Annotated in this window: 19 protein-coding genes; 17 read left to right on the top strand and 2 right to left on the bottom strand. The window is 71.6% G+C overall.

Going from position 1 to position 21,204, the window contains the following annotated elements; translation table 11 throughout:
* Positions 1-92: 92 nt before the first annotated feature.
* Positions 93-1,856: a uroporphyrinogen-III C-methyltransferase gene (gene cobA / locus I6A60_RS20060; RefSeq protein WP_203055666.1), complete on the top strand. Its 1,764-nt coding sequence runs from the start codon at positions 93-95 to the stop codon at positions 1,854-1,856.
* 9 nt (positions 1,857-1,865) lie between these two features.
* Here cobA and I6A60_RS20065 read toward each other — a convergent pair whose 3' ends face one another.
* Together I6A60_RS20065 and I6A60_RS20070 are read right to left on the bottom strand one after the other, a co-directional pair.
* Positions 1,866-2,288: a sirohydrochlorin chelatase gene (locus I6A60_RS20065; RefSeq protein WP_203015708.1), complete on the bottom strand. Its 423-nt coding sequence runs from the start codon at positions 2,286-2,288 to the stop codon at positions 1,866-1,868.
* A 58-nt stretch (positions 2,289-2,346) separates the two neighbouring features.
* Positions 2,347-3,348 (bottom strand): NAD(P)/FAD-dependent oxidoreductase, encoded by a 1,002-nt coding sequence (locus I6A60_RS20070; protein WP_203015706.1) that lies wholly within the window; start codon positions 3,346-3,348, stop codon positions 2,347-2,349.
* A gap of 527 nt (positions 3,349-3,875) precedes the next feature.
* On the opposite strand from I6A60_RS20070, the gene I6A60_RS20075 reads away from it, so the two are divergent.
* The 16 genes from I6A60_RS20075 to nuoK all read left to right on the top strand — a co-directional run bounded on the left by I6A60_RS20075 (position 3,876) and on the right by nuoK (position 21,133).
* Entirely contained in the window at positions 3,876-5,612 is a 1,737-nt protein-coding gene (locus I6A60_RS20075; RefSeq protein WP_307873770.1) for a serine/threonine-protein kinase, read from the top strand.
* 84 nt (positions 5,613-5,696) lie between these two features.
* Positions 5,697-5,879, top strand: a complete 183-nt coding sequence (locus I6A60_RS20080; protein WP_238435818.1) for a hypothetical protein — start codon at positions 5,697-5,699, stop codon at positions 5,877-5,879.
* 70 nt (positions 5,880-5,949) lie between these two features.
* Positions 5,950-7,104 carry a cyclic dehypoxanthinyl futalosine synthase gene (mqnC, locus tag I6A60_RS20085; protein WP_203015700.1) on the top strand — a complete coding sequence of 385 codons (1,155 nt, stop codon included), beginning with the start codon at positions 5,950-5,952 and terminating at the stop codon, positions 7,102-7,104.
* A gap of 239 nt (positions 7,105-7,343) precedes the next feature.
* On the top strand, positions 7,344-8,009 hold the full coding sequence (locus I6A60_RS20090) for a demethylmenaquinone methyltransferase (RefSeq protein WP_238435834.1): 666 nt from the start codon (positions 7,344-7,346) through the stop codon (positions 8,007-8,009).
* Between the two features lie 483 nt (positions 8,010-8,492).
* Positions 8,493-9,794, top strand: coding sequence for a geranylgeranyl reductase family protein (locus I6A60_RS20095; RefSeq protein WP_307873771.1), 1,302 nt, complete (start codon positions 8,493-8,495; stop codon positions 9,792-9,794).
* A gap of 318 nt (positions 9,795-10,112) precedes the next feature.
* Positions 10,113-10,475 (top strand): NADH-quinone oxidoreductase subunit A, encoded by a 363-nt coding sequence (locus I6A60_RS20100; RefSeq protein ID WP_013427371.1) that lies wholly within the window; start codon positions 10,113-10,115, stop codon positions 10,473-10,475.
* Entirely contained in the window at positions 10,466-11,296 is an 831-nt protein-coding gene (locus I6A60_RS44075) for an NADH-quinone oxidoreductase subunit B family protein (RefSeq protein ID WP_203015696.1), read from the top strand. The genes I6A60_RS20100 and I6A60_RS44075 overlap by 10 nt, the downstream gene beginning before the upstream one ends.
* Entirely contained in the window at positions 11,296-11,985 is a 690-nt protein-coding gene (locus I6A60_RS20110; RefSeq protein WP_203015694.1) for an NADH-quinone oxidoreductase subunit C, read from the top strand. The genes I6A60_RS44075 and I6A60_RS20110 overlap by 1 nt, the downstream gene beginning before the upstream one ends.
* Positions 11,982-13,325, top strand: a complete 1,344-nt coding sequence (locus tag I6A60_RS20115) for an NADH-quinone oxidoreductase subunit D (protein ID WP_203015692.1) — start codon at positions 11,982-11,984, stop codon at positions 13,323-13,325. Before I6A60_RS20110 ends, I6A60_RS20115 begins: the two co-directional genes overlap by 4 nt.
* The gene (gene nuoE, locus I6A60_RS20120) at positions 13,325-14,203 is read left to right on the top strand and encodes an NADH-quinone oxidoreductase subunit NuoE (protein ID WP_203015691.1); all 879 of its coding nucleotides are present in this window, start codon (positions 13,325-13,327) and stop codon (positions 14,201-14,203) included. The genes I6A60_RS20115 and nuoE overlap by 1 nt, the downstream gene beginning before the upstream one ends.
* A 2-nt stretch (positions 14,204-14,205) precedes the next feature.
* Positions 14,206-15,516 carry an NADH-quinone oxidoreductase subunit NuoF gene (nuoF, locus tag I6A60_RS20125; protein WP_203015745.1) on the top strand — a complete coding sequence of 437 codons (1,311 nt, stop codon included), beginning with the start codon at positions 14,206-14,208 and terminating at the stop codon, positions 15,514-15,516.
* Positions 15,517-15,565: 49 nt separating this feature from the next.
* A complete protein-coding gene (locus I6A60_RS20130) occupies positions 15,566-18,088 on the top strand; it encodes an NADH-quinone oxidoreductase subunit G (RefSeq protein WP_203015689.1) in 2,523 nt (840 codons plus the stop codon).
* A complete protein-coding gene (gene nuoH, locus I6A60_RS20135; RefSeq protein ID WP_203015687.1) occupies positions 18,085-19,413 on the top strand; it encodes an NADH-quinone oxidoreductase subunit NuoH in 1,329 nt (442 codons plus the stop codon). Before I6A60_RS20130 ends, nuoH begins: the two co-directional genes overlap by 4 nt.
* Before the next feature lie 3 nt (positions 19,414-19,416).
* Entirely contained in the window at positions 19,417-19,974 is a 558-nt protein-coding gene (gene nuoI / locus I6A60_RS20140; protein ID WP_203015686.1) for an NADH-quinone oxidoreductase subunit NuoI, read from the top strand.
* On the top strand, positions 19,974-20,837 hold the full coding sequence (locus I6A60_RS20145) for an NADH-quinone oxidoreductase subunit J (protein ID WP_203015685.1): 864 nt from the start codon (positions 19,974-19,976) through the stop codon (positions 20,835-20,837). The genes nuoI and I6A60_RS20145 overlap by 1 nt, the downstream gene beginning before the upstream one ends.
* Complete coding sequence (gene nuoK / locus I6A60_RS20150; protein ID WP_203015684.1) at positions 20,834-21,133, top strand: NADH-quinone oxidoreductase subunit NuoK; 300 nt, start codon at positions 20,834-20,836, stop codon at positions 21,131-21,133. Before I6A60_RS20145 ends, nuoK begins: the two co-directional genes overlap by 4 nt.
* Positions 21,134-21,204 lie beyond the last annotated feature (71 nt).

The following is a 21,204-nucleotide window of genomic DNA, read 5'->3' on the forward strand; positions in this document are numbered from 1 at the left end:
TCGTCGCCCGATTTGGGGCGGATTCGACCGATGGTGCCAGGTTGGTCGTGCAAGTCGGGGCGTGACCGGGCAAAGCCGGTAACGTTCCGTGCGTGGCGAGCGGCTGGGGGGACGGCGCCGGGCCGCCTTCGCGCCCGCGCGGCGCGGACGGCCGGCCCCGACCAGCCGGACGTGGCAACGGAGCGTCACCGCGTCGTGGTCACGTCTGGCTGGTCGGGGCCGGGCCGGGTGACCCGGGTCTGATCACCGTGCGTGGCGCCGAACTGCTGGCGGGCGCGGACGTCGTGATCACCGACCTGGCCGCGGACGCCGCCCTGCACGGCTATCTCCGGCCCGGCGCCGAGCTCGTCCGGATCGGCCCGGAGGGCGACCTGCGGGGCCAGGACGAGGTGAACGCGCTGCTCGTGGACCGGGCGTTGGCGGGTGCCCGGGTCGTCCGGCTCAAGGGCGGCGATCCCTACCTGCTCGGTCGCGGCGGCGAGGAGTCCGAGGCCTGCGCCGCGGCCGGCGTCCGGGTGACGGTGGTGCCCGGTGTGTCGTCCGCGCTCGCCGGCCCAGCTTTCGCTGGCATCCCGGTCACCCACCGGGGCCTCGCCCAGGACGTCGCGATCGTCTCCGGCCATCTGCCGCCCGGGCATCCGGACTCGACGGTGGACTGGGCCACCCTGACATCGCCGGCGCTCACGCTCGTGATCATGATGGGGGTCGCCCACCTCGTCGCGATCGCTGACGCGTTACTGGCCGCCGGGCGGGAACCGGGAACTCCGGTGGCCGTGGTGGAGCGGGCCACCACCCCGACCCAGCGGGTCCTGCGGACGACCCTGGAGTCCCTCGGCGCGGACGCCGTCGAGACCGGGGTTCGCTCGCCGGCCGTCATCGTCGTCGGGGACGTCGCCGCCCGTATCGACGCCCGCGGCGCCGCCTCCCCGCACCGCCAGGGGTCGGCCCGGCCGGCATCCGCCCGGCTGGCGACGTCTCGGCCGGACCCGCCTGCCGGCCGGCCAGAATGGAACACAAACCAGGACGTGAACGCCGACACGGCGGATCTCGACCTCAACTACGACGGGAGCGGACAGGTGGACCGGGTGGCGCTGCCGACTCCGGCCGGCGCAGAGCGCGGACCGCTGACCGGAGTGCGCGTGCTGGTGCCACGCACCCGGCAGCGCCCGGGTCTGCTGGCCCGTGACCTGCGCAGGCAGGGGGCCGACGCCGTCGAGACGGTGGTGTCGACGCTCGCGCCGGTGCCGGACGCGTCCTCGCTGCTCGCCGCGCTGCCAGGTGCCGACGCGCTGGTGCTCGCCGACGCCGACGAGGTCACGACGGTGGTCACCCTGCTGCGCGGGGCCGGCCACGACGTCCGGGCGCTCGCCGGCCTGACCCTGGTCTCCGCGTCCGACTCGGCGGCGGTGGCGCTGGAGTCCCTCGGGCTCGCGACGGTCCGCTCGTCGGCCGAGGTGCGGGTCGCGCACGTGATCGTCACCGAGATCCCGGTTACCGGCCTCAAGGTCGCCGTCTGCGCGTCGGCCGCGCCGCCGATGGGGGTCCGAACGGTGCGGCGCATCACCCTGCAGACCGACATCCCGGCCGAACCCGACCCGTCCGTCGCCGCCGACCTGCGCGCCGGCCGGCTGCAGGCGGTGGCCTTCGCCTCGTCGACCGCCGCCCGTCGCACCGCCGAGCTCTACGGCCCGCTTCCGCCCGGACTGCTCGTCGTCGCCATGGGCAGGCGCACGGTCCTCGCCTGCGAGGAGACGGGCATCCGGGTCGACGCCGTCGCCAACGAACCCGGCATCGCCGGCCTCGTCACCGCGGTCTGCGGCCTGGTACCACCGCCCGGGTCCGGCAGCCCGGACTGACGAACCGTCTCACCCGCCCGACGGATCCTGATCGGTGTCGGGCCCGGTCGCCAGGCACTCGGCGATGCGGGCGCGGACGGTCGTGACGACGCCCGGGTGCAGGCCGAGCGGCTCGGTGACGCTCCAGGTGGTGTGTGGGTGCCGCGCCTGCACCTGCGCGAGTGCCGCCGGGATGTCGCGGGCCGTGTGCCGCCCGGCGAACAGGAAGAACGGGTGCGCGACGATCCGAGTGCAGCCCGCGTCGACGAGAGCCGTGTAGCCGTCGGCGATGTCGGGCCGCAGCACGTCCAGGAACGCGGCCTCCACGGCGTCCCAGGCGGCCGGCCCGCCAACCGCGGTGGGCTCGGCCGCGAGCGACGCGGCCAACGCGAAAACGGTCGCGTTGGCCTCGTCGCGGCGGGACCCGTGCCCGATCACCAGCAGACCTCGCACCTGACCAGTCTGCGCCGTGGCGGGCCCGGCGCCGTCTCGGGGCAGGGGCCGACTCAGATCAGACGGCCGGGGCGCCGTCGTCGGAGCTGTGGCCTGGGAAGACCTTCGCGGACGGGTCGATGACCGGGGCGGCGTTGTTGACGGCCGTGGCGGCCTCGCCGAAGCCGGTGGCGATCAGGCGGACCTTGCCGGGGTACTCGGTGATGTCGCCGGCCGCGAAGATCCGCTCGACGCCGGTGTACATGGTCGAGTCGACCACGATGTGCCGCTTGTCGATGTTCAGGCCCCAGCGGGTCAGCGGCCCGAGGTCGGCCGTGAAGCCGAGCGCCGCGACGACCGCCTGTGCCGGCCGGACGTGCCGGTCGCCGGACTTGCTGTGCACCAGCTCGACCTTCTCGATCCGCTCCTCGCCGCTGATCGCGGCGACCTCGGTGAACGTGAGGACCTCGGCGGACGAGGCGAGCACCCGGTCGATGGTGTGCTGGTGGGCGCGGAACTTGTCCCGGCGATGCACGACGGTGACGGAGCGGGCCAGCGGCTCGAGCGCCAGCGCCCAGTCGAAGGCGCTGTCGCCGCCGCCGACGACCACGACGTCGAGGTCCCGGAGGTCGTCGAGGCGGGGGACGAAGTAGACGAGGCCGCGGCCCAGATGCTCGGTCCCCGTGGGCAGCGGGCGGGGGGTGAAGGTGCCGAGACCGCCCGTGATCAGGACCACCTTGGCCCGGACCCGCAGGCCCTCCGCGCTGGTGACCACGATGGCGTCCGGCTCGTGCGTGATCTCGGCGGCCTGCTGACCGAGCAGGTAGAGCGGGTTGAACGGCGCGGCCTGCGCGACCAGGTCGTTGACGAGCTCGCGGCCGCGTACCGCGGGGAACCCGGCGACGTCGTAGATGACCTTCTCCGGGTACATCGCGGTCACCTGGCCACCGGCCTCGGGCAGGGAGTCCATCAGTGCGACCGACATGCCGCGGAAGCCCGCGTAGTAGGCGGCGAACAGCCCTGCCGGGCCGGCGCCGACGATGAGCATGTCGATGGACTGGTCGACGGACGTGTCACCCATGGCGTCTCTCCATCCGCTGGCGCCCGCGGACCCGGGCCCGAAGCTCGCTCTGGCCCGACCGGGCCCTGGACTGCCGAAAGCGCGTTCATACCGCCCGAACCCGCCGACATTCCGTTTGCCGGACAACGAGTCTCTGTTGCCGGACAACCAGTCCTGCGGCCAGTTCGGTGCCTCTGGAGTACTCCAGGCCCTTCATACTGCCCGAGGCCCGCCTCACGCGCCCTGATCCAGGTTGTCGGAGAGTCGGCCGTCCAATGTCACACCCGTGGCGGAACCTGGGGTGACGTCGCAGGTGCTGGTCCGTCAGGGACCGGCCCGGAAAGGTCAGAACTTCGACAAGTCTCCGGGTAGCGCCGGTCAGCGGGTTACCGTCGGCAAGAACACAGCTAGAAGCCTCGGTGTTGACGCCCTGCGGCTGTTGGGAATTCCAACGGCTGGCGTCGCGGCCGACGTGTCCTGGGTCACGCCAGGCGTGGATGGACAATGAAGCGAGGTCGACGAGCGGGGTGGCAGTGACGGAACGATCGGTGCGACCGGAGCGGTCCTCGGCTGGGCCGCCGCTCCCGGGCGAACCGCTGCGCTCCTCCGACCCGCGCCAGATCGGCCGATACGAGATCCTCAGCCGGCTCGGTGCCGGCGGCATGGGTGCCGTCTACCTCGGCCGTGACGCGCGTGGCCGGCGGGTGGCGGTCAAGGTCATCCGGGGCGAGCTGGCGAACGACGACGAGTTCCGCGCTCGGTTCGGCGACGAGGTCACGGCGGCCCGGCGGGTCGCGCCGTTCTGCACGGCAGAGGTCCTCGACGCCGACCCGCATGCCCGCAACCCCTACCTGGTGACCGAGTTCATCGACGGGAAGCGGCTCGACGAGGTCGTCGAGGAGTCCGGCCCGCTCGGCATGTCGACGCTGCAGGGTGTCGCGGTCGGCGTGGCCAGTGCGTTGACCGCGATCCACGGCGCCGGCATCGTGCACCGCGACCTCAAGCCCAGCAACGTCATGCTGTCCTACTCCGGCCCGCGCGTGATCGACTTCGGGATCGCCAGGGCGCTGGACGCCGTCGCCGGCCGTACCCGGTCCGGCATCGTGCTCGGTTCGCTCGGCTGGATGGCCCCGGAGCAGATGGAGGGTAGCCCGGTCGGGCCGGCGACCGACATCTTCGCCTGGGGCCTGTTGATCGGCTACGCCGCCACCGGAGTGCACCCTTACGGCCAGGGCACCTTCTACGAGATCTCGGAGCGGGTCCTCACCGGCACCCCGGATCTGTCCGGCATCCCGGAGGACCTGCGACCCGTGGTGGCGCGGACGCTCGGTCGTGACCCGAGGCTGCGCCCGTCCGGGGAGCAGATCCTGCTGACCCTCCTCGGCGAGCCCGGCCGGAGCAACGTGCGTGCCGCCGCGACCCGGGTCCTCGACGGCACCTGGCCCGGCGTCGGTGGCGTCGACCCGACCCGGATCGGCGGGCCGACCGAGGCCCCGGCGCGATCCTCGGCCGCGAAGGCCGCCGGTTACGGCGCCGTCGCGGGCGCGGCCGCCGGCTACGCCGCGGGGTCGGGACTCGCCCGTCCGGACGGCCGGGGCGCGGGCGGCGGCTCCGCGTACCGCGGCGGCCAGGAGGTGGCGCCGCGCCAGCCCGCCGACGGTGGCGACCGGTACCGCCAGCGCGCCGACCCGCGGGCTCGCCAGGCCGGCGACGGTGGCCAGGGCTCCGGTTACCCGGCCGGTGCGGGTGGAGCCGGGCGCGCGCCTGGCGCGGGCGGCTATCCGAACGGTGGCGGCTACCAGGCTGGCGGCGCCGCCAACCGGGCCGCGGGCCGCCGTCCTCGCGACGGCTACATCCGCTACGAGAAGCCGGCCGCCCCGGCGCAGCCGCAGGCTCGCCCGGCGCCACCCCCCGCCGCCCCGCAGGCTCCGCACCGACCGCCGTATCAGCCGCCCGCGCAGGCCCGCCCGGCGCCGCCCGCCCCGGAGCCGGTCTCCCGCCGTGAGCGGATGCCCCGGCGCCGCAGGCGGATGCGGCTGCACATCCCGTTCAAGAAGACGATCATCTTCGTCATCCTGGTTCTGGTGCTGCTCGGGTCGGCCGACCGGATCGCGAGCGCTGTCGACAAGAAGCGCCAGACGTTGCAGCAGCGCCTGGTGCACCGGATCGAGCAGCAGTGGCGCCATCAGACGGGCAACGTCGGTGGCCAGCTCGGCGATCAGATCAGCAAGCGACTGCAGGACAAGACCGGCATCACGGCTCCGCCCGCGCCGCCAGGTCAGTGACAGTCACCCACGACGGGTGACTGGGCGACAGACAGAACGTGTTCGGCGCGCATGATGAAGGCCTATGGCAGGTACAACCCCGTCATGGCCAACTTCACGCAGCGGGTCTCGGAGATGCTGCACAGCCCGAAGACCCAGGAGATGATCAACAAGGTCAAGTCGCAGGCGACCAAGCCCGAGAACAAGGCGAAGATCACAAACTTCGCCGACAAGTTCCGCAATCGAGGCGGCGGCTCCCCGCCCAGCGGCAAGGGCCCCAGCTACTGACCCCCCCAGCACCGGCACCTGTCGTCCCCGAGCGCTCCAGCGCCCGGGGACGACGCGTAACGTCGTCGGGGTGAGCGAGATCCGATCCTTGCTGGCCCGGGCTGCCGATGGTGGCCGGATCACCCCCGACGAGGCGTTGCTGCTCTACACGCAGGCGCCGCTGCACGAGCTCGGGCAGGCCGCGGACGCCGTGCGTCGACGTCGTTTCCCGGACGGCATCGCGACCTACATCATCGATCGAAACATCAACTACACCAACGTCTGCGTGACCGCGTGCAAGTTCTGCGCGTTCTACCGGGCGCCGAAGCACGAAGAGGGCTGGGTCCGCGACGTCGCCGACATCGTCGTCAAGTGCGGCGAGGCGGTCGATCTCGGCGCCACCCAGATCATGCTGCAGGGCGGGCACCACCCCGAGTTCGGCATCGAGTGGTACGAGAACGCCTTCTCCTCGATCAAGGCGGCCTACCCGCAGCTGGCGCTGCACTCGCTGGGAGCGAGCGAGGTCGTGCACATCGGGCGCACCTCGGGACTGAGCCACGAGCAGGTCATCGTCCGGCTGCGGGACGCCGGGCTGGACAGCTTCGCCGGCGCCGGCGCCGAGATCCTCACCGAGCGGCCGCGGGCAGCGATCGCGCCGCTCAAGGAGCCGGGCCACGTCTGGCTCTCGGTGATGGAGACCGCGCACGGCCTGGGCCTCGAGTCGACGGCGACCTTCATGATGGGCACCGGTGAGACGAACGCCGAGCGGATCGAGCACATGCGGATGATCCGCGACGTGCAGGACCGTACTGGCGGCTTCCGGTCGTTCATCCCGTGGACCTACCAGCCGGAGAACAACCACCTGAAGGGCCGCACCCAGGCGACGCTCTTCGAGTATCTGCGCCTGGTCGCCGTCGCCCGGCTGTTCTTCGACAACGTCGCCCATCTACAGGGCTCGTGGCTGACGACCGGCAAGGAGGTCGGCCAGCTCACCCTGCACATGGGAGCCGACGACCTCGGCTCGGTGATGCTGGAGGAGAACGTCGTCTCCTCGGCCGGCGCCAGGCACCGGACCAACCGGACCGAACTGATCCACCTGATCCGCTCGGCCGACCGAATCCCGGCCCAGCGCGACACCCTCTACAACCACCTCGTCGTCCACCGTGACCCGGCCGACGACCCGGTGGACGAGCGGGTCGCCTCGCACTACTCGTCCACCGCGCTCCCGCTCGTCCAGGCGAGCTGAATGCGCCTGGACCGCGCCGTGGCCCAGGAGCCACGGCGGTGACGGCCATGGGCAAGCCCGACGTGGCGCGTACCCCCGAGCCCGACGAGGCCCCCGGCTCAGCCGTAGGGCCCAAGCCCGACGAAGCCCCAGGGCCGGCCGTAGGGCCCGATCCCGTCGTCGTCGAGCCTGGCCGGGGCGTCCAGCCCGGCCGGGGAGGGCGGGCCGGACTGGACAAACGTCCGGACCAGGTCGCCGCGATGTTCGACCAGGTGGCGCGCCGGTACGACATCACCAACGCGGTCCTGTCGGCCGGGATGGACCGCGGCTGGCGCAAGGCGACCGCGCGCGAGCTGCGGCTCGCCGAGGGCCAGCGGGTGCTCGACCTGGCCGCCGGTACCGCCACGTCGTCACGGGCGTTCGCCGCCGCCGGCACCGAGGTGCTCGCCTGCGACTTCTCCGTCGGCATGCTGCGCGCGGGCCAGGCGCGGCTGGCCCGGCGGCCACCGGTCGCCGGCTCGGTGCGGCTGGTCGCCGGGGACGGGCTGCGACTGCCGTTCCCGGACGCGGCCTTCGACCGGGTGACGATCTCCTTCGGACTGCGCAACGTCGCGGACGTGCCGGCCTGCCTGGCCGAGCTGCGGCGGGTGACCCGGCCGGGCGGGCGGCTGGTCGTCTGCGAGTTCAGCCAGCCGACCTGGGGCCCGATGCGCCGGGTGTACCTGGAGTACCTGATGCGCGCGTTGCCCGCGGTCGCCCGCGCGGTCTCCAGCAGCGCCGACTCCTACGTCTACCTGGCCGAGTCGATCAGAGCCTGGCCCGCGCAGCCCGACCTCGCCGGGCTCCTCACGGCGGCCGGCTGGACCAACGTCGGCTGGCGGAACCTGACAGGCGGCATCGTCGCCCTGCACCACGGCGACCGCTAACCCGTATCGCCTGGATCTGGGCAGGTCTGTCGCGCACCACCCGGTGATCGCCGTTTCGGCCCTCGCATGGTCGTGATCCGACCTGGATGGCGACCACCAGAAGGCCGAAACGGTGATCAAGGCGCATAGGTGGTGGCCCGCCATCTGCCCGATTTGGCGTCCCGGCCGTCGATCGGGCCTCATCGTGCGACGTAGGTGGCAGCGCCGCGACCCTTCGTGGTCGTCCGAACAGCGAGGTCGGCCAGTCTGGGAGCGGAAGCATCCTGGTTGATGCCAATGGCGGTGTGAGCGCCTACACTCGGCCGTGGCAGGACGCTCGTGAAGAAATTCACGAGCGTGGTGAGGAACACGCGGGCAACGACCGGCGAACGGCCGGGGTTCCCGCCGGTCCGCCCCGGAGGATCCGCGAAGGACGTGCGGAGCTCAGGGAGGCGGATCGGTGTGGGACCTGGTGGGGAGTCGGTTGTCGGTGGGGAGCATCGGGTGACTGGGACCACGGTGACGTCGGGCGGCGCGACAGGCGCCGATGCCGACGTGATCGTCGTTGGTGCCGGCCCGGCTGGCTCCGCCGCCGCGTACCACCTGGCGAACGCGGGCCTGGACGTGTTGCTGCTGGAGAAGGCGACCTTCCCGCGGGACAAGGTCTGCGGCGACGGCCTGACGCCGCGAGCGGTGGCAGCCCTGGTCAAGATGGGGATCGAGACCGGCGAGGAGGCCGGCTGGGCCCGCAACAAGGGCCTGCGGATCGTCGGTGGCGGCCTGCGCCTGGAGCTGCCCTGGCCGGAGCTGGCGAGCTTCCCGGACTACGGCCTCGTCCGCCCGCGCGCGGACTTCGACGAGCTGCTCGCCCGGGCGGCCGAGAAGGCCGGTGCCCGGCTGCGCGAGGACACCACGGTGTCCGGCCCGGTGCGGGATGACCGGACCGGGCGCGTCGTCGGCGTGACGGCCCGTTCCGGGGACGACAAGGAGCCGGTGACCTACCGCGCCCCGGTCGTCGTGGCCGCCGACGGGAACAGCGCTCGCCTCGCCCTCTCGATGGACATCCGGCGGCGCGACGACCGGCCGCTCGGGGTCGCGGTCCGCCGCTACTACCGCAGCCCGCGCACCCATGACGACTACCTCGAGTCGCACCTGGAGCTCTGGGAGGGCAAGCCGAACGCCAGCCGGCTGCTGCCCGGCTACGGCTGGATCTTCGGAATGGGCGACGGCACCAGCAACGTCGGTCTCGGCATCCTGAACACCACCCCGGCCTTCGGGAACACCGACTACCGGGACCTGCTGCGCCGCTGGCTGTCCGCGCTGCCCGCCGAATGGGGCTACACCGAGGACAACGCCACCGGGCCGGTGCGCGGCAGCGCACTGCCGATGGGCTTCAACCGCACCCCGCACTACTCCGACGGTGTGCTGCTTGTCGGCGACGCCGCCGGCATGGTCAACCCGTTCAACGGCGAGGGCATCGCCTACGCGATGGAGTCCGGCGAGCTCGCGGCCGAGGTGGTCGCGCAGGCGCTGGCCCGGCCGGCGGACGCGGGGCGGGAGAAGGCGCTACTCCAGTACCCGGAGGCGGTGCGGGCCCGCTACGGCGGCTATTACACGCTCGGACGCGTCTTCGTGAACCTCATCGGCAACCCGACCGTGATGCGGCTGGCCACGAAGTACGGCCTCCCGCACCCGGTTCTCATGAGGTTCATGTTGAAGATCATGGCGAACCTGACTGACCCGCGGGGAGGTGATGCGCACGACCGGGTGATCAACGCGCTGTGCCGGCTCGCCCCGAGCGCCTAGCTACGACGGCGCCTGCGCCGCGGCCGGCCCAGCCCGAGCCAGCGATACGCGCAAGCCTCGCCCGGCGGTCTGGGGGATGTCGTGCAGGGAAACCGCGGCGGTGATCCGAACAACGTGGGTCAAAAGGTCCGTCCGTACTGGTCCTATTGCGCGCCGAAGGCAACACGACCGCGCTGGTGCGCAATTGTGTGACCATGCCCGTTCTTGCGAGCGGAAACCTGGACCGAGTAGGACCGTCCGGCCAGGGCGGCGTATAAGGGAACAGAACCGAACCGGCGCACCGCCGGCCAAAATTATCTCCGGAGAGAGGAGTTCGGCATGCTCTCCAACTACGTGCCGATCCTCGTCCTGATCGCGATCGCCACAGCGTTCGCGGGCGGGTCGATCGTGATCAGCATGCTGGTAGGGCCGAAGCGGTTCAACCGGGCAAAGCTCGACGCCTATGAGTGCGGCATCGAGCCGGAGCCCCAGGCTGCCGGGCCCCGCCGCTTCCCGGTGAAGTTCTACCTCATCGCGATGCTCTTCATCGTCTTCGACATCGAGATCATCTTCCTGTACCCGTGGGCGGTCGCCTTCGGCGGGCTTGGCGTGTTCGGCCTCGTCGAGATGGTGCTGTTCGTGGCTACGGTGTTCGTCGCCTATGCCTACGTCTGGCGGCGGGGAGGCCTGGAATGGGACTAGAAGAGAAGCTGCCCAGCGGCGTGCTTCTCGCCAGTGTCGAGAAGCTGGCCGGAATGGGCCGCAAGTCATCGCTGTGGCCGGTGACGTTCGGCCTGGCCTGTTGCGCCATCGAGATGATGGGCACCGGCGCCGCGCGCTATGACCTGGCTCGGTTCGGCATGGAGGTCTTCCGCGCGAGCCCCCGCCAGGCCGACCTGATGATCGTGGCCGGCCGGGTCAGCCAGAAGATGGCCCCGGTGCTGCGCCAGATCTACGACCAGATGCCCGAGCCCAAGTGGGTGCTCGCGATGGGCGTCTGCGCCAGCTCCGGCGGCATGTTCAACAACTACGCGATCGTCCAGGGCGTCGACCACATCGTCCCGGTCGACATGTATCTCCCCGGCTGCCCGCCGCGGCCCGAGATGCTGATGGACGCGATCATGAAGATCCACCGGAAGATCCAGACCGGCCCGGTCGACGGCAAGCTGGACCGCACCGAGATCGGCAACTCGCCGTACCCGAAGCCGATCGAGGTCGCGACCGCCCAGTCCGCGCTGCCCGAGGGCAGCCTCGACACCCGGACGCTGTCGGTGAACGACCGCAAGCGGTTCCGGATGCCCGCGGGCGCCCCGCTGCCGGCCGGCCGCGGCGCCGTCGAGCCGGAGCTGAACGACCGCAGGCCCGCCGCCGTCGCGCCGCCGTCGGTGTTCGGCCGCCGCAAGCTGCTCCCGGTCGTCGGCCAGCCCAACGCGGAGGCGTTCGACGCGGAGCTGTTCGACGCCGAGCCGACGGACGACGTCCACGGCCGCGGCACCGGACCGACGACCGAGGACCTGGGCTGATGAGTGACCTGGAACAGGGCGGTGGCGCCGGCCTCAACGGCCGCGCGGGCGCCCGGCACGACGCCTTCGGCGCGAAGGGGAGCGGGGACACGTCCGGCTTCGGCGGGCTGGTCGCCCCGGCTCGGGTGCTCTCGTCCAGCGAGCGCCCGTTCGGCGACGAGCACGCCGACGCGATCTACGACGCGCTGGAGCGGGCCTTCGCCGGGCTGGACGAGGCCATCGAGCTGGTGGTCGTCGACCGCGGCGAGCTGACGCTCCACGTCCGTCGCGAGCGGCTGCTCGACGTCGCCCGCACCCTGCGCGACGATCCGGCGCTGCGTTTCGAGCTGCTCTCGTCGCTCTCCGGTGCCGACTACCCGGACGACCCGAGCGGCCGGCGGCTGCACTCCGTCGTCCACCTGCTGTCGCTGACCCACCGGCGCCGGATCCGCGTCGAGGTGTCGGTGTCGGTCGAGGATCCGGTGATGCCGAGCCTGACGCCGCTCTGGCCGACCGCCGACTGGCACGAGCGGGAGACGTACGACTTCTTCGGGATCGTCTACGAGGGCCACCACGCGCTGACGCGGATCATGATGCCGGACGACTGGCTCGGTCACCCGCAGCGCAAGGACTACCCGCTCGGCGGCATCCCGGTCGACTACAAGGGCGCCCAGGTGCCGCCGCCCGAGAAGCGCCGGAGCTACTCGTGAGTACTGAAACGCACGCCCCATACGAGGCCGGCTTCACGGAGGCGGGCGCGAACCGCGTCTACACCGTCACCGGTGGGGACTGGGAGCAGGTCCTCGGCGCCGGCGAAGAGGCCGCCGAGACGATCGTCGTCAACATGGGTCCGCAGCACCCGTCGACGCACGGCGTGCTGCGCCTCGTGCTCGACATCGAGGGCGAGACGGTCCGGCAGACCCGGCTGGTCATCGGCTACCTGCACACCGGCATCGAGAAGAGCTGCGAGTACCGCACCTGGACCCAGGCGGTCACCTTCCTGACCCGGGCGGACTACCTCTCGCCGCTGTTCACCGAGACGGCCTACTGCCTGTCGGTGGAGAGGCTGCTCGGCATCACCGACCAGGTTCCCGAGCGGGCGACCGTCATCCGGGTCCTGGTGATGGAGCTGCAGCGGATCTCCTCGCATCTGGTCGGCCTCGCCACCTCGGGCATGGAGCTCGGCGCCACCACAGCGATGATCGTCGGCTTCCGTGAGCGCGAGAAGATCCTCGACCTGCTCGAGATGATCACGGGCCTGCGGATGAACCACGCGTACGTCCGCCCCGGTGGCCTCGCCCAGGACCTGCCGGACGGCGCCGAGAAGGCGATCCGGGTGTTCCTCAAGGACATGCCCGGCCGGATCAAGGAGTACCACCGGCTGCTGACCGGTCAGCCGATCTGGCGCAACCGGATGATCGACGTCAACTATCTGGACGCGTCAGCCTGCCTCGCGCTGGGCGTCACCGGGCCGCTGCTGCGGGCCGCCGGCCTGCCGTGGGACCTGCGCAAGACGATGCCCTACTGCGGCTACGAGAACTACGAGTTCGACGTGCCGACGGCCACCGAGGCCGACTCCTTCGCCCGCTACCTGGTGCGGCTGGAGGAGATGACCGAGTCCCTGAAGATCATCGAGCAGTGCCTGGACAAGCTGTCGAGACTCGGCCCCGGCCCGGTCATGGTCGCGGACAAGAAGATCGCCTGGCCGGCGCAGCTGTCCATCGGCTCCGATGGCATGGGTAACTCGCTCGACCACATCCGGAAGATCATGGGTACCTCGATGGAGGCCCTGATCCACCACTTCAAGCTGGTCACCGAGGGCTTCCGGGTACCGCCCGGCCAGGTCTACACGGCGATCGAGGGCCCGCGCGGCGAGCTGGGCGTCCACGTCGTCAGCGACGGCGGGACCAGGCCCTACCGCGTCCACGTGCGTGACCCAAGCTTCGTCAACCTGCAGGCGGTGCCCGCGATGACCGAGGGCGGGCAGGTCGGCGACGTGATCGTCGCGGTCGCCTCGGTCGACCCGGTGCTCGGGGGAGTTGATCGTTGATGCCGACGACATCTGGGGCCAGGAGCGGGCCCGGCACATCTGAGACCAAGAACGGGCTGTCCCCGTCCGAGGTTCCGACGGTTCCCGACGCCGTGACCGGGCCCACCCCGGCTGGGGTGGGGACCGGAGTCGGGCCGTTCAGCGCCGCGACGGTGGCCGCCGCGGCGGAGGTCATCGCCCGGTACCCGCTCGGGCGGCAGCGTTCGGCCCTGTTGCCGCTGCTGCACCTGGTGCAGGCCGAGGAAGGCTGCGTCACCGCGGAGGGCGTCGACTTCTGCGCCAAGCAGCTCGGCCTCACCGCGGCCGAGGTCCACGCGGTCGCGAGCTTCTACACGATGTACAAGCGCCACCCGGTCGGGGACTGGCTGGTCTCGGTCTGCACGAACCTGTCCTGCTCCCTGGTGGGCGGCCAGGACGTCTATGACCGGCTGTCGAAGAAGCTCGGCGTCGGCCACGACCAGACCACCGCCGACGGCGCGATCACGCTGGAGCACGCCGAGTGCCTGGCGGCCTGCGACTACGCCCCGGTCATGACCGTCAACTACGAGTTCTATGACGGCGTCGACACGGCGGCGGCCGAGGGCATCGTCGAGGCGCTGGCGCGCGGCGAGCGGCCCACGTCCACCCGGGGCGGCCCGCTGTGCACCTTCAAAGAGGTCTCCTACCAGCTCGCCGGGTTCGAGGACCCGCGGCCCGAGGGCGTCGCCGGGGCCGGGTTCCTTGAGCCGTCGGTCGTCGGGCTGACGATCGCAGAGCAGGCCGGCTGGCAGGGCGAGATCGCCGGGACGCAGCCGGCCGACACCACGACGCCGGCCGCTCCTCCTGCCGACACGACCACGCCGGCCGCACCTGCCGATAAAACGACAAAGGGGGCGTGACGATGCCCGTCACCCCGGTCCTCACCGCGCACTGGAAGGTCCCCGGGATCTGGACCCTGGAGACCTACGCGGAGCACGGCGGTTACAGCTCGGTCCAGGCGGCGTTCGACCTCGGGCCCGACGCGGTCATCAAGATGGTCAAGGACTCCGGCCTGCGCGGCCGGGGCGGCGCCGGCTTCCCGACCGGGATGAAGTGGAGCTTCATCCCGCAGGGCGACGGCAAGCCGCACTACCTGGTCGTCAACGCCGACGAGGGCGAGCCGGGCACCTGCAAGGACGCCCCGCTGATGATGACGGACCCGCACTCGCTGATCGAGGGCATCATCGTCGCCTCGTTCGCGGTCCGCGCGAACCACGCGTTCGTCTACGTCCGCGGCGAGCTCGTCCACGCCGCCCGCCGGCTGCGCAACGCGGTGGCCGAGGCCTACCGGGCCGGCTACCTCGGGACGAACATCCTGGGCAGCGGCTTCAACCTCGACCTGGTGATCCACTCCGGCGCCGGCGCGTACATCTGCGGCGAGGAGACGGCCCTGCTCGACTCGCTGGAGGGCCGGCGCGGCCAGCCGAGGCTGCGCCCGCCGTTCCCGGCGACGCACGGCCTCTACAACTCGCCGACGGTCATCAACAACGTCGAGACGATCGCCTCGGTGCCGTTCATCGTCAACAACGGCGTCGAGTGGTTCCGCTCGATGGGCACCGAGAAGTCGCCCGGGCCGAAGATCTACAGCCTGTCCGGCCACGTCACCCGGCCGGGCCAGTACGAGGCACCGATGGGCACCACGCTGCGCGAGCTGCTGGAGCTGGCCGGCGGGGTGCGGGGCGGCCGGGCGCTGAAGGCCTGGACCCCCGGAGGCTCCTCGACGCCGATGCTGACCGCCGAGCACCTCGACGTCCCGCTGGACTTCGACGGGGTGGCGGCGGCCGGCTCGCTGCTCGGCACGGCGGCCCTCATGATCATGGATGACACCGTGGACATGGTCCCGATCGTCCGGCGGCTGACCCAGTTCTACGCCCACGAGTCCTGCGGGAAGTGCACCCCGTGCCGGGAGGGCACCCCCTGGCTGGTGCAGATCCTGTCCCGGATGGAGCGCGGCCAGGGCGACCCGAGGGACATCGACACCCTTACCGACGCCTGCGACAACATCTTCGGCCGCGCGTTCTGCGCGCTCGCAGACGGCGCCGTGTCGCCGATCGTGTCGGGCATCAAGCACTTCCCGGAGGAGTTCGCCGCGGCGGCGAAGCCACGGCAGCAGGCCCCGTCGAGCAACGGCGTCGCGCCGGGCTCGACGAGCGCGCTGGCGGGAGCGCACTGATGGCAACTGCTGATCTGGGAGCGTCAACACTCATGGGAGCGGCCTGAACATGACTGTCGCTACTGACGCGCCGGCGGGCGCGGGCGCGGCGCCCCCGCCGCCGCCCGACCACGTCACGCTGACCATCGACGGCCTGCCCGTCAGCGTCCCCAAGGGCACGCTGATCATCCGGGCGGCCGAGCTGCTGGGCATCGAGGTCCCGCGGTTCTGCGACCACCCGCTGCTCGACCCGGTCGGCGCCTGCCGGCAATGCATCGTCGAGGTGGAGGGGCAGCGCAAGCCGGTCGCCTCCTGCACGACGACGGTGGCCGCGGACATGGTCGTCAGGACGCAGCTCACCTCGCCGGTCGCCAGCAAGGCGCAGGCCGGGACGATGGAGTTCCTGCTCCTCAACCATCCGCTGGACTGCCCGGTCTGCGACAAGGGCGGCGAGTGCCCCCTGCAGAACCAGGCGATGGCCAACGGCGGCTCCGAGTCCCGGTTCCAGGAGGAGAAGCGGACCTACCCGAAGCCGCTGGCCATCTCCTCGGAGATCCTGCTCGACCGGGAGCGCTGCGTGCTGTGCGCGCGTTGCACCCGGTTCTCCGAGCAGATCGCCGGTGACCCGTTCATCGAGCTGTTCGAGCGCGGCGCGGCCGAGCAGGTCGGCGTCGCGAGCGACGAGCCGTTCTCGTCCTACTTCTCCGGCAACACCGTGCAGATCTGCCCGGTGGGCGCGCTCACCTCCGCCGCCTACCGGTTCCGGTCCCGCCCGTTCGACCTGGTGTCGACGCCGACGGCCTGCGAGCACTGCGCCTCGGGCTGCTCGTTGCGCACCGACCACCGGCGCGGCACCGTGATGCGCCGGCTCGCCGGCGACGACGGGGCGGTGAACGAGGAGTGGAGCTGCGACAAGGGCCGGTTCGCGTTCACCTACGCGCGACAGGCCGACCGGCTCACCAGCCCGCTCATCCGGGATGACGCGACCGGCCAGCTCGTGGAGACGAGCTGGAGCGAGGCCCTCGCCTACGCGGCCCAGGGCCTCGCCGAGACCCGGGACCGCTACGGCGTCGGGGTGCTGGCCGGTGGCCGGCTGTCCCGCGAGGATGCCTACGCCTACGCGAAGTTCGCCCGGCTCGCCCTGCGCACCAACGACATCGACTTCCGCGCCCGGCCGCATTCGGCCGAGGAGGAGGCGTTCCTCGGGAACGCGGTCGCCGGCACCGGCATCGGCGTCACCTACGCCGACCTGGACGCCGCGCCGACCGTCGTGCTCGTCGCCTTCGAGCCGGAGGAGGAGTCGCCGATCGTCTTCCTGCGGCTGCGCAAGGCAGTCCGCAAGCACGCCACCGCCGTCTACTCCGTCGGGCCGGTCGCGACCCGGGCGCTCGGCAAGCTCGCCGGCACCCTGCTGCCGGCCGTGCCCGGCGCCGAGGCCGACCTGCTGACCAGCCTCGGCGGTGGGCGTCCCGGCCCGGCCGGCGAGCTGGCCGGCACGGTCGCCGAGGCGCTGCGCAAGCCCGGCGCGGTGATCCTGGTCGGCGAGCGGGCGGCAGCTTCGCCCGGCACGCTGACCGCGGCGCTGCGGCTGGCCGAGGCCACCGGCGCCGGGCTCGGCTGGGTGCCGCGCCGGGCCGGCGAGCGTGGGGCCCTCGCGGCCGGTGCGTTCCCGTCGCTGCTGCCTGGCGGCCGTCCGGTCTCCGACGCGGCCGCGCGCGCCGAGGTCGAGGCCGTCTGGGGCGCGAAGCTGCCCGGCGGGCCCGGCCGTGGCACCGCCGAGATCCTGGCCGACGCAGGCCTGGAGAACGCCGGTCTCGACGGCGTGATCGTCGCCGGGGTTGACGTCGAGGACCTGCCCGACCCGGCGGCAGCACTCGAAGCGCTCGCGACCGTGCCGTTCCTGGTCTCCCTTGAGGTCCGCCGCTCGGCGATCTCCGAGGTGGCCGACGTCGTGCTTCCCGTCGCGCCGGTCGCGGAGAAGGCCGGCTCGTTCGTCGACTGGGAGGGCCGGCTGCGGCCGTTCCAGCGGGCGCTGGAGACCCAGGCGCTGCCCGACCTGCGCGTGCTGCACCTGCTCGCCCAGCACATGGGTGTCGACCTCGGAGTCCCGGACGTCGGCGCCGCGGCCCGCGAGCTCGCCGCGCTCGGCCGCGCCAGTGCCGGCCGGGTGCCGGCGCCGGTCGTCTCGGCGGCCACGCCCGCCGTTCCGGCGGCCGGCTCGGCGCTGCTGGCCAGCTGGCACCAGCTGATCGACGACGGCGCGCTACAGGACGGCGAGCCGTACCTGGCCGGGACCGCCCGGCCGGCGCGGGCGCTGCTGTCCGCCGCGACGGCCGCCGAGATCGGCGCGGCCGACGGCGGGCTCGTCACGGTCAGCACCGACCGGGGCGCGATCACGCTCCCGCTGGAGGTCACCGACATGCCGGACCGGGTGGTCTGGGTCCCGACCCACTCGCCCGGCTCGCATCTGAACCGGTCGCTCGCCGTCTCGGCGGGCGCCGTCGTGGCCATCGCGGCGGCCGAGGCTGAGTCGGCCGAGCCGGCTGCGTTGGCGACCACCCGCGAGACCGTCGCGGCCGGGGGTGCGGCATGAACACCGCCCTCCTGGTCGCCGCCGGCTCGACCGGGGCCGACCCGGACCTGTCCCGGTTCGGCTCGGACCCGTTCTGGTTGGTCCTGATCAAGGGCGTCGCGGTCTTCGCGTTCCTCATGATCATGACGCTGTTCGGCATCGTGTTCGAGCGCAAGGTCGTCGCCCGGATGCAGGTCCGGCTCGGGCCGAACCGGCACGGGCCGAAGGGCTGGGGACAGAGCCTCCTCGACGGCATCAAGCTGATGCTGAAGGAGGACATCATCCCGGCGCTGGCCGACAAGCCGGTGTTCCTGCTGGCCCCGCTGGTGTCCGTCATCCCGGCGCTGATCGCGTTCGCGGTGATCCCGTTCGGGCCCGAGGTCTCGATCTTCGGCCACCACACGGTGCTGCAGCTGGCCGACCTGCCCGTCGGCGTGCTCTACCTGCTCTCCGCGGCCTCCATCGGGGTGTACGGGCTGATCCTGTCCGGCTGGTCGAGCGGTTCGACCTACCCGCTGCTCGGCTCGCTGCGCTCGGCCGCGCAGATCATCTCCTACGAGATCGCGATGGGCCTGGCCTTCGTCGCGGTGTTCATGTACTCCGGGACGCTGTCGACCTCCGGGATCGTCGAGCACCAGCGGCACATGTGGTACATCGCGCTGTTCCCGTCGTTCGTGATCTACATGATCTCGATGGTCGGCGAGACGAACCGGACGCCGTTCGACCTCCCCGAGGCCGAGGGCGAGCTGGTCGGTGGCTTCCTCACCGAGTACAGCTCGATCAAGTTCGCGTTCTTCTACCTGGCCGAGTACGTCAACCTGGTCACGGTCTCCGCGGTCATGACGACGCTGTTCCTGGGTGGCTGGCAGCCGCCGCCGATCCCGGGGCTGTCGTCCCTGGACCACGGCTGGGTCCCGCTGATTTGGTTCATGATCAAGCTGCTGCTCGTGATGTTCTTCTTCGTGTGGCTGCGGGGCACGCTGCCTCGGCTGCGCTACGACCAGTTCATGAGCTTCGGCTGGAAGATCCTGATCCCGTTCGGGCTGGTCTGGGTGCTGTTCATCGCGGCGCTGCGCACCATCCGGCAGAGCAACACCTCCGACGCCCGGCCCTGGCTGATCGGCCTCGCCGTGATCCTCGGCCTGTTCGTCGTCGCCGAGTTCCTGTTCGGCGGGCGGCGCTCCGCGGACGAGGACGACGACGACGCGGACGGCCAGGGACCACCGAGCCTGGAGAACATCCCGTGGCCACCGCCGCAGGGCCGCGAGAACGGGGACATCGACACGGGGACGGCCAGGAATCCGGCCGTCATCCCGGCTGGCCCGCGCCAGCGTGAGGAGTTCTAGACCATGGGCTACTTCGATTTCTTCAAGGGCTTCGGTCTCACCTTCGGCAACATGTTCCGCAAGCCGGTGACGGAGTCCTACCCGGAGCAGAAGAAGCCGACCGCGCCGCGGTTCCACGGCCGTCACCAGCTCAACCGGCACCCGGACGGGCTGGAGAAGTGCGTCGGCTGCGAGCTGTGCGCGTGGGCCTGCCCCGCCGACGCCATCTACGTCGAGGGCGCGGACAACACCGACGAGGAGCGTTTCTCGCCCGGTGAGCGGTACGGCAAGGTCTACCAGATCAACTATCTGCGCTGCATTCTGTGCGGGCTGTGCATCGAGGCGTGCCCGACCAGGGCGCTGACGATGGGCAACGAGTACGAGCTCGCCGACGACAGCCGCAATGACCTGATCTTCACCAAGGAGCAGCTGCTCGCCCCGCTCCGGGAGGGGATGGAGGCACCGCCCCACCCGATGTACCTCGGCGAGACCGAGACCGACTACTACCGCTGGGACCCGAACACACCGTTGCCCGCCTTCCAGGAACTGGCGCGCGACGGCGGGTCTGGTTCGGAGCACTGATGGACGCGCAGTTGCTTGCCGCCGCGGCACCGATCACCCATGTGGGGGTCGGGGAGACGCTGACCTTCTGGATCATTGCCCCGATCGCGGTGCTCGGGGCGCTGGGCATGGTCTTCGCCAAGAAGGCCGTGCACGGCGCGCTCATGCTGGTCCTGAACCTGTTCTGCGTGGCGGTCTGCTACCTGCTGCAGGACGCGCCGTTCCTCGGTTTCGTGCAGATCGTGGTCTACACCGGCGCGATCATGGTCCTGTTCCTGTTCGTGCTGATGCTGATCGGCGTCGAGTCCAGCGAGTCGCTGGTCGAGACGCTGCGCGGGCAGCGGGTCGCGGCCGTCGTGCTCGGCCTCGGCTTCGCCGGCCTGCTGGTCTTCCCGCTCGGGAAGGCGATCAAGAACCAGCCGGCCGCGGGAGTCGCCTCGGTGAACGAGGCCGGCGGCGGGAACATCCACGCGATCGCCCGGCTGCTTTTCACGCAGTACGTGTTCGCCTTCGAGGCCGTCTCGGCGCTGCTGGTCATCGCGGCCGTCGGCGCGATGATCCTCAGCCACCGTGAGCGGACCGGGCCGCGGCCGTCGCAGAAGGAGACGCTGCGCCGGCGGATCGCCGAGGGCCGGGTGCTGACCCCGGTTCCGGGGCCGGGCGTGTACGCCCGCGCCGACTCGGCGGACCAGGTTCCGGCGTTGCCGGGCACGGATCGCGGCCTGGTCGGCGGCGTGCCGACGAGCCTGCCACCGGGTGAGGAACCGCCCGGCGGGACCGGCCCGGATGGCGGTGTCGGCGGCGACTCGCCCGACGCCTCGACCGGCCCAGGTGCCGCGAACGGGTCGGCGCCGGTCGGCGCCGGAAAGGGGAGCGGGCTGTGAACCCGGGGAACTACCTGATCCTGGCCGGGCTGCTGTTCGCGATCGGCGCGGTCGGCGTGCTGGTCCGGCGCAACGCGATCGTCGTGTTCATGTGCATCGAGCTGATGCTCAACGCGGTGAACCTGACGCTGGTGACCTTCTCCCGGATCAACGGCAACCTCGAGGGCCAGGTCATCGCCTTCTTCGTGATGGTGGTCGCTGCGGCCGAGGTCGTGATCGGCCTGGCGATCATCTTGACGATCTTCCGAACCCGCAAGTCCGCGTCGATCGACGACGTGAACCTGCTGAAGTACTGAGTTCCTGAACTACTGAGCCTTCCCGGAAGACCGAGCCTCCGGGCTCGGCGATACCGGGCGGCCGGCGCCTC

The organism is Frankia sp. AgB1.9, from assembly GCF_016786355.1.
In the GTDB taxonomy this organism is placed as follows: domain Bacteria; phylum Actinomycetota; class Actinomycetes; order Frankiales; family Frankiaceae; genus Pseudofrankia.

What these genes read in the sequence shown, in the direction of transcription:
- nuoE (WP_203015691.1), top strand. Translation starts at nt 13,325, where the DNA reads ATGCCGACGACATCTGGGGCCAGGAGCGGGCCCGGCACATCTGAGACC.
- nuoF (WP_203015745.1), top strand. Translation starts at nt 14,206, where the DNA reads ATGCCCGTCACCCCGGTCCTCACCGCGCACTGGAAGGTCCCCGGGATC.
- I6A60_RS20070 (WP_203015706.1), bottom strand. Translation starts at nt 3,348, where the DNA reads ATGGGTGACACGTCCGTCGACCAGTCCATCGACATGCTCATCGTCGGC.
- nuoH (WP_203015687.1), top strand. Translation starts at nt 18,085, where the DNA reads ATGAACACCGCCCTCCTGGTCGCCGCCGGCTCGACCGGGGCCGACCCG.
- nuoI (WP_203015686.1), top strand. Translation starts at nt 19,417, where the DNA reads ATGGGCTACTTCGATTTCTTCAAGGGCTTCGGTCTCACCTTCGGCAAC.
- I6A60_RS20090 (WP_238435834.1), top strand. Translation starts at nt 7,344, where the DNA reads ATGTTCGACCAGGTGGCGCGCCGGTACGACATCACCAACGCGGTCCTG.
- I6A60_RS20100 (WP_013427371.1), top strand. Translation starts at nt 10,113, where the DNA reads ATGCTCTCCAACTACGTGCCGATCCTCGTCCTGATCGCGATCGCCACA.
- I6A60_RS20145 (WP_203015685.1), top strand. Translation starts at nt 19,974, where the DNA reads ATGGACGCGCAGTTGCTTGCCGCCGCGGCACCGATCACCCATGTGGGG.
- I6A60_RS20110 (WP_203015694.1), top strand. Translation starts at nt 11,296, where the DNA reads ATGAGTGACCTGGAACAGGGCGGTGGCGCCGGCCTCAACGGCCGCGCG.
- I6A60_RS44075 (WP_203015696.1), top strand. Translation starts at nt 10,466, where the DNA reads ATGGGACTAGAAGAGAAGCTGCCCAGCGGCGTGCTTCTCGCCAGTGTC.
- I6A60_RS20080 (WP_238435818.1), top strand. Translation starts at nt 5,697, where the DNA reads ATGGCCAACTTCACGCAGCGGGTCTCGGAGATGCTGCACAGCCCGAAG.
- I6A60_RS20130 (WP_203015689.1), top strand. Translation starts at nt 15,566, where the DNA reads ATGACTGTCGCTACTGACGCGCCGGCGGGCGCGGGCGCGGCGCCCCCG.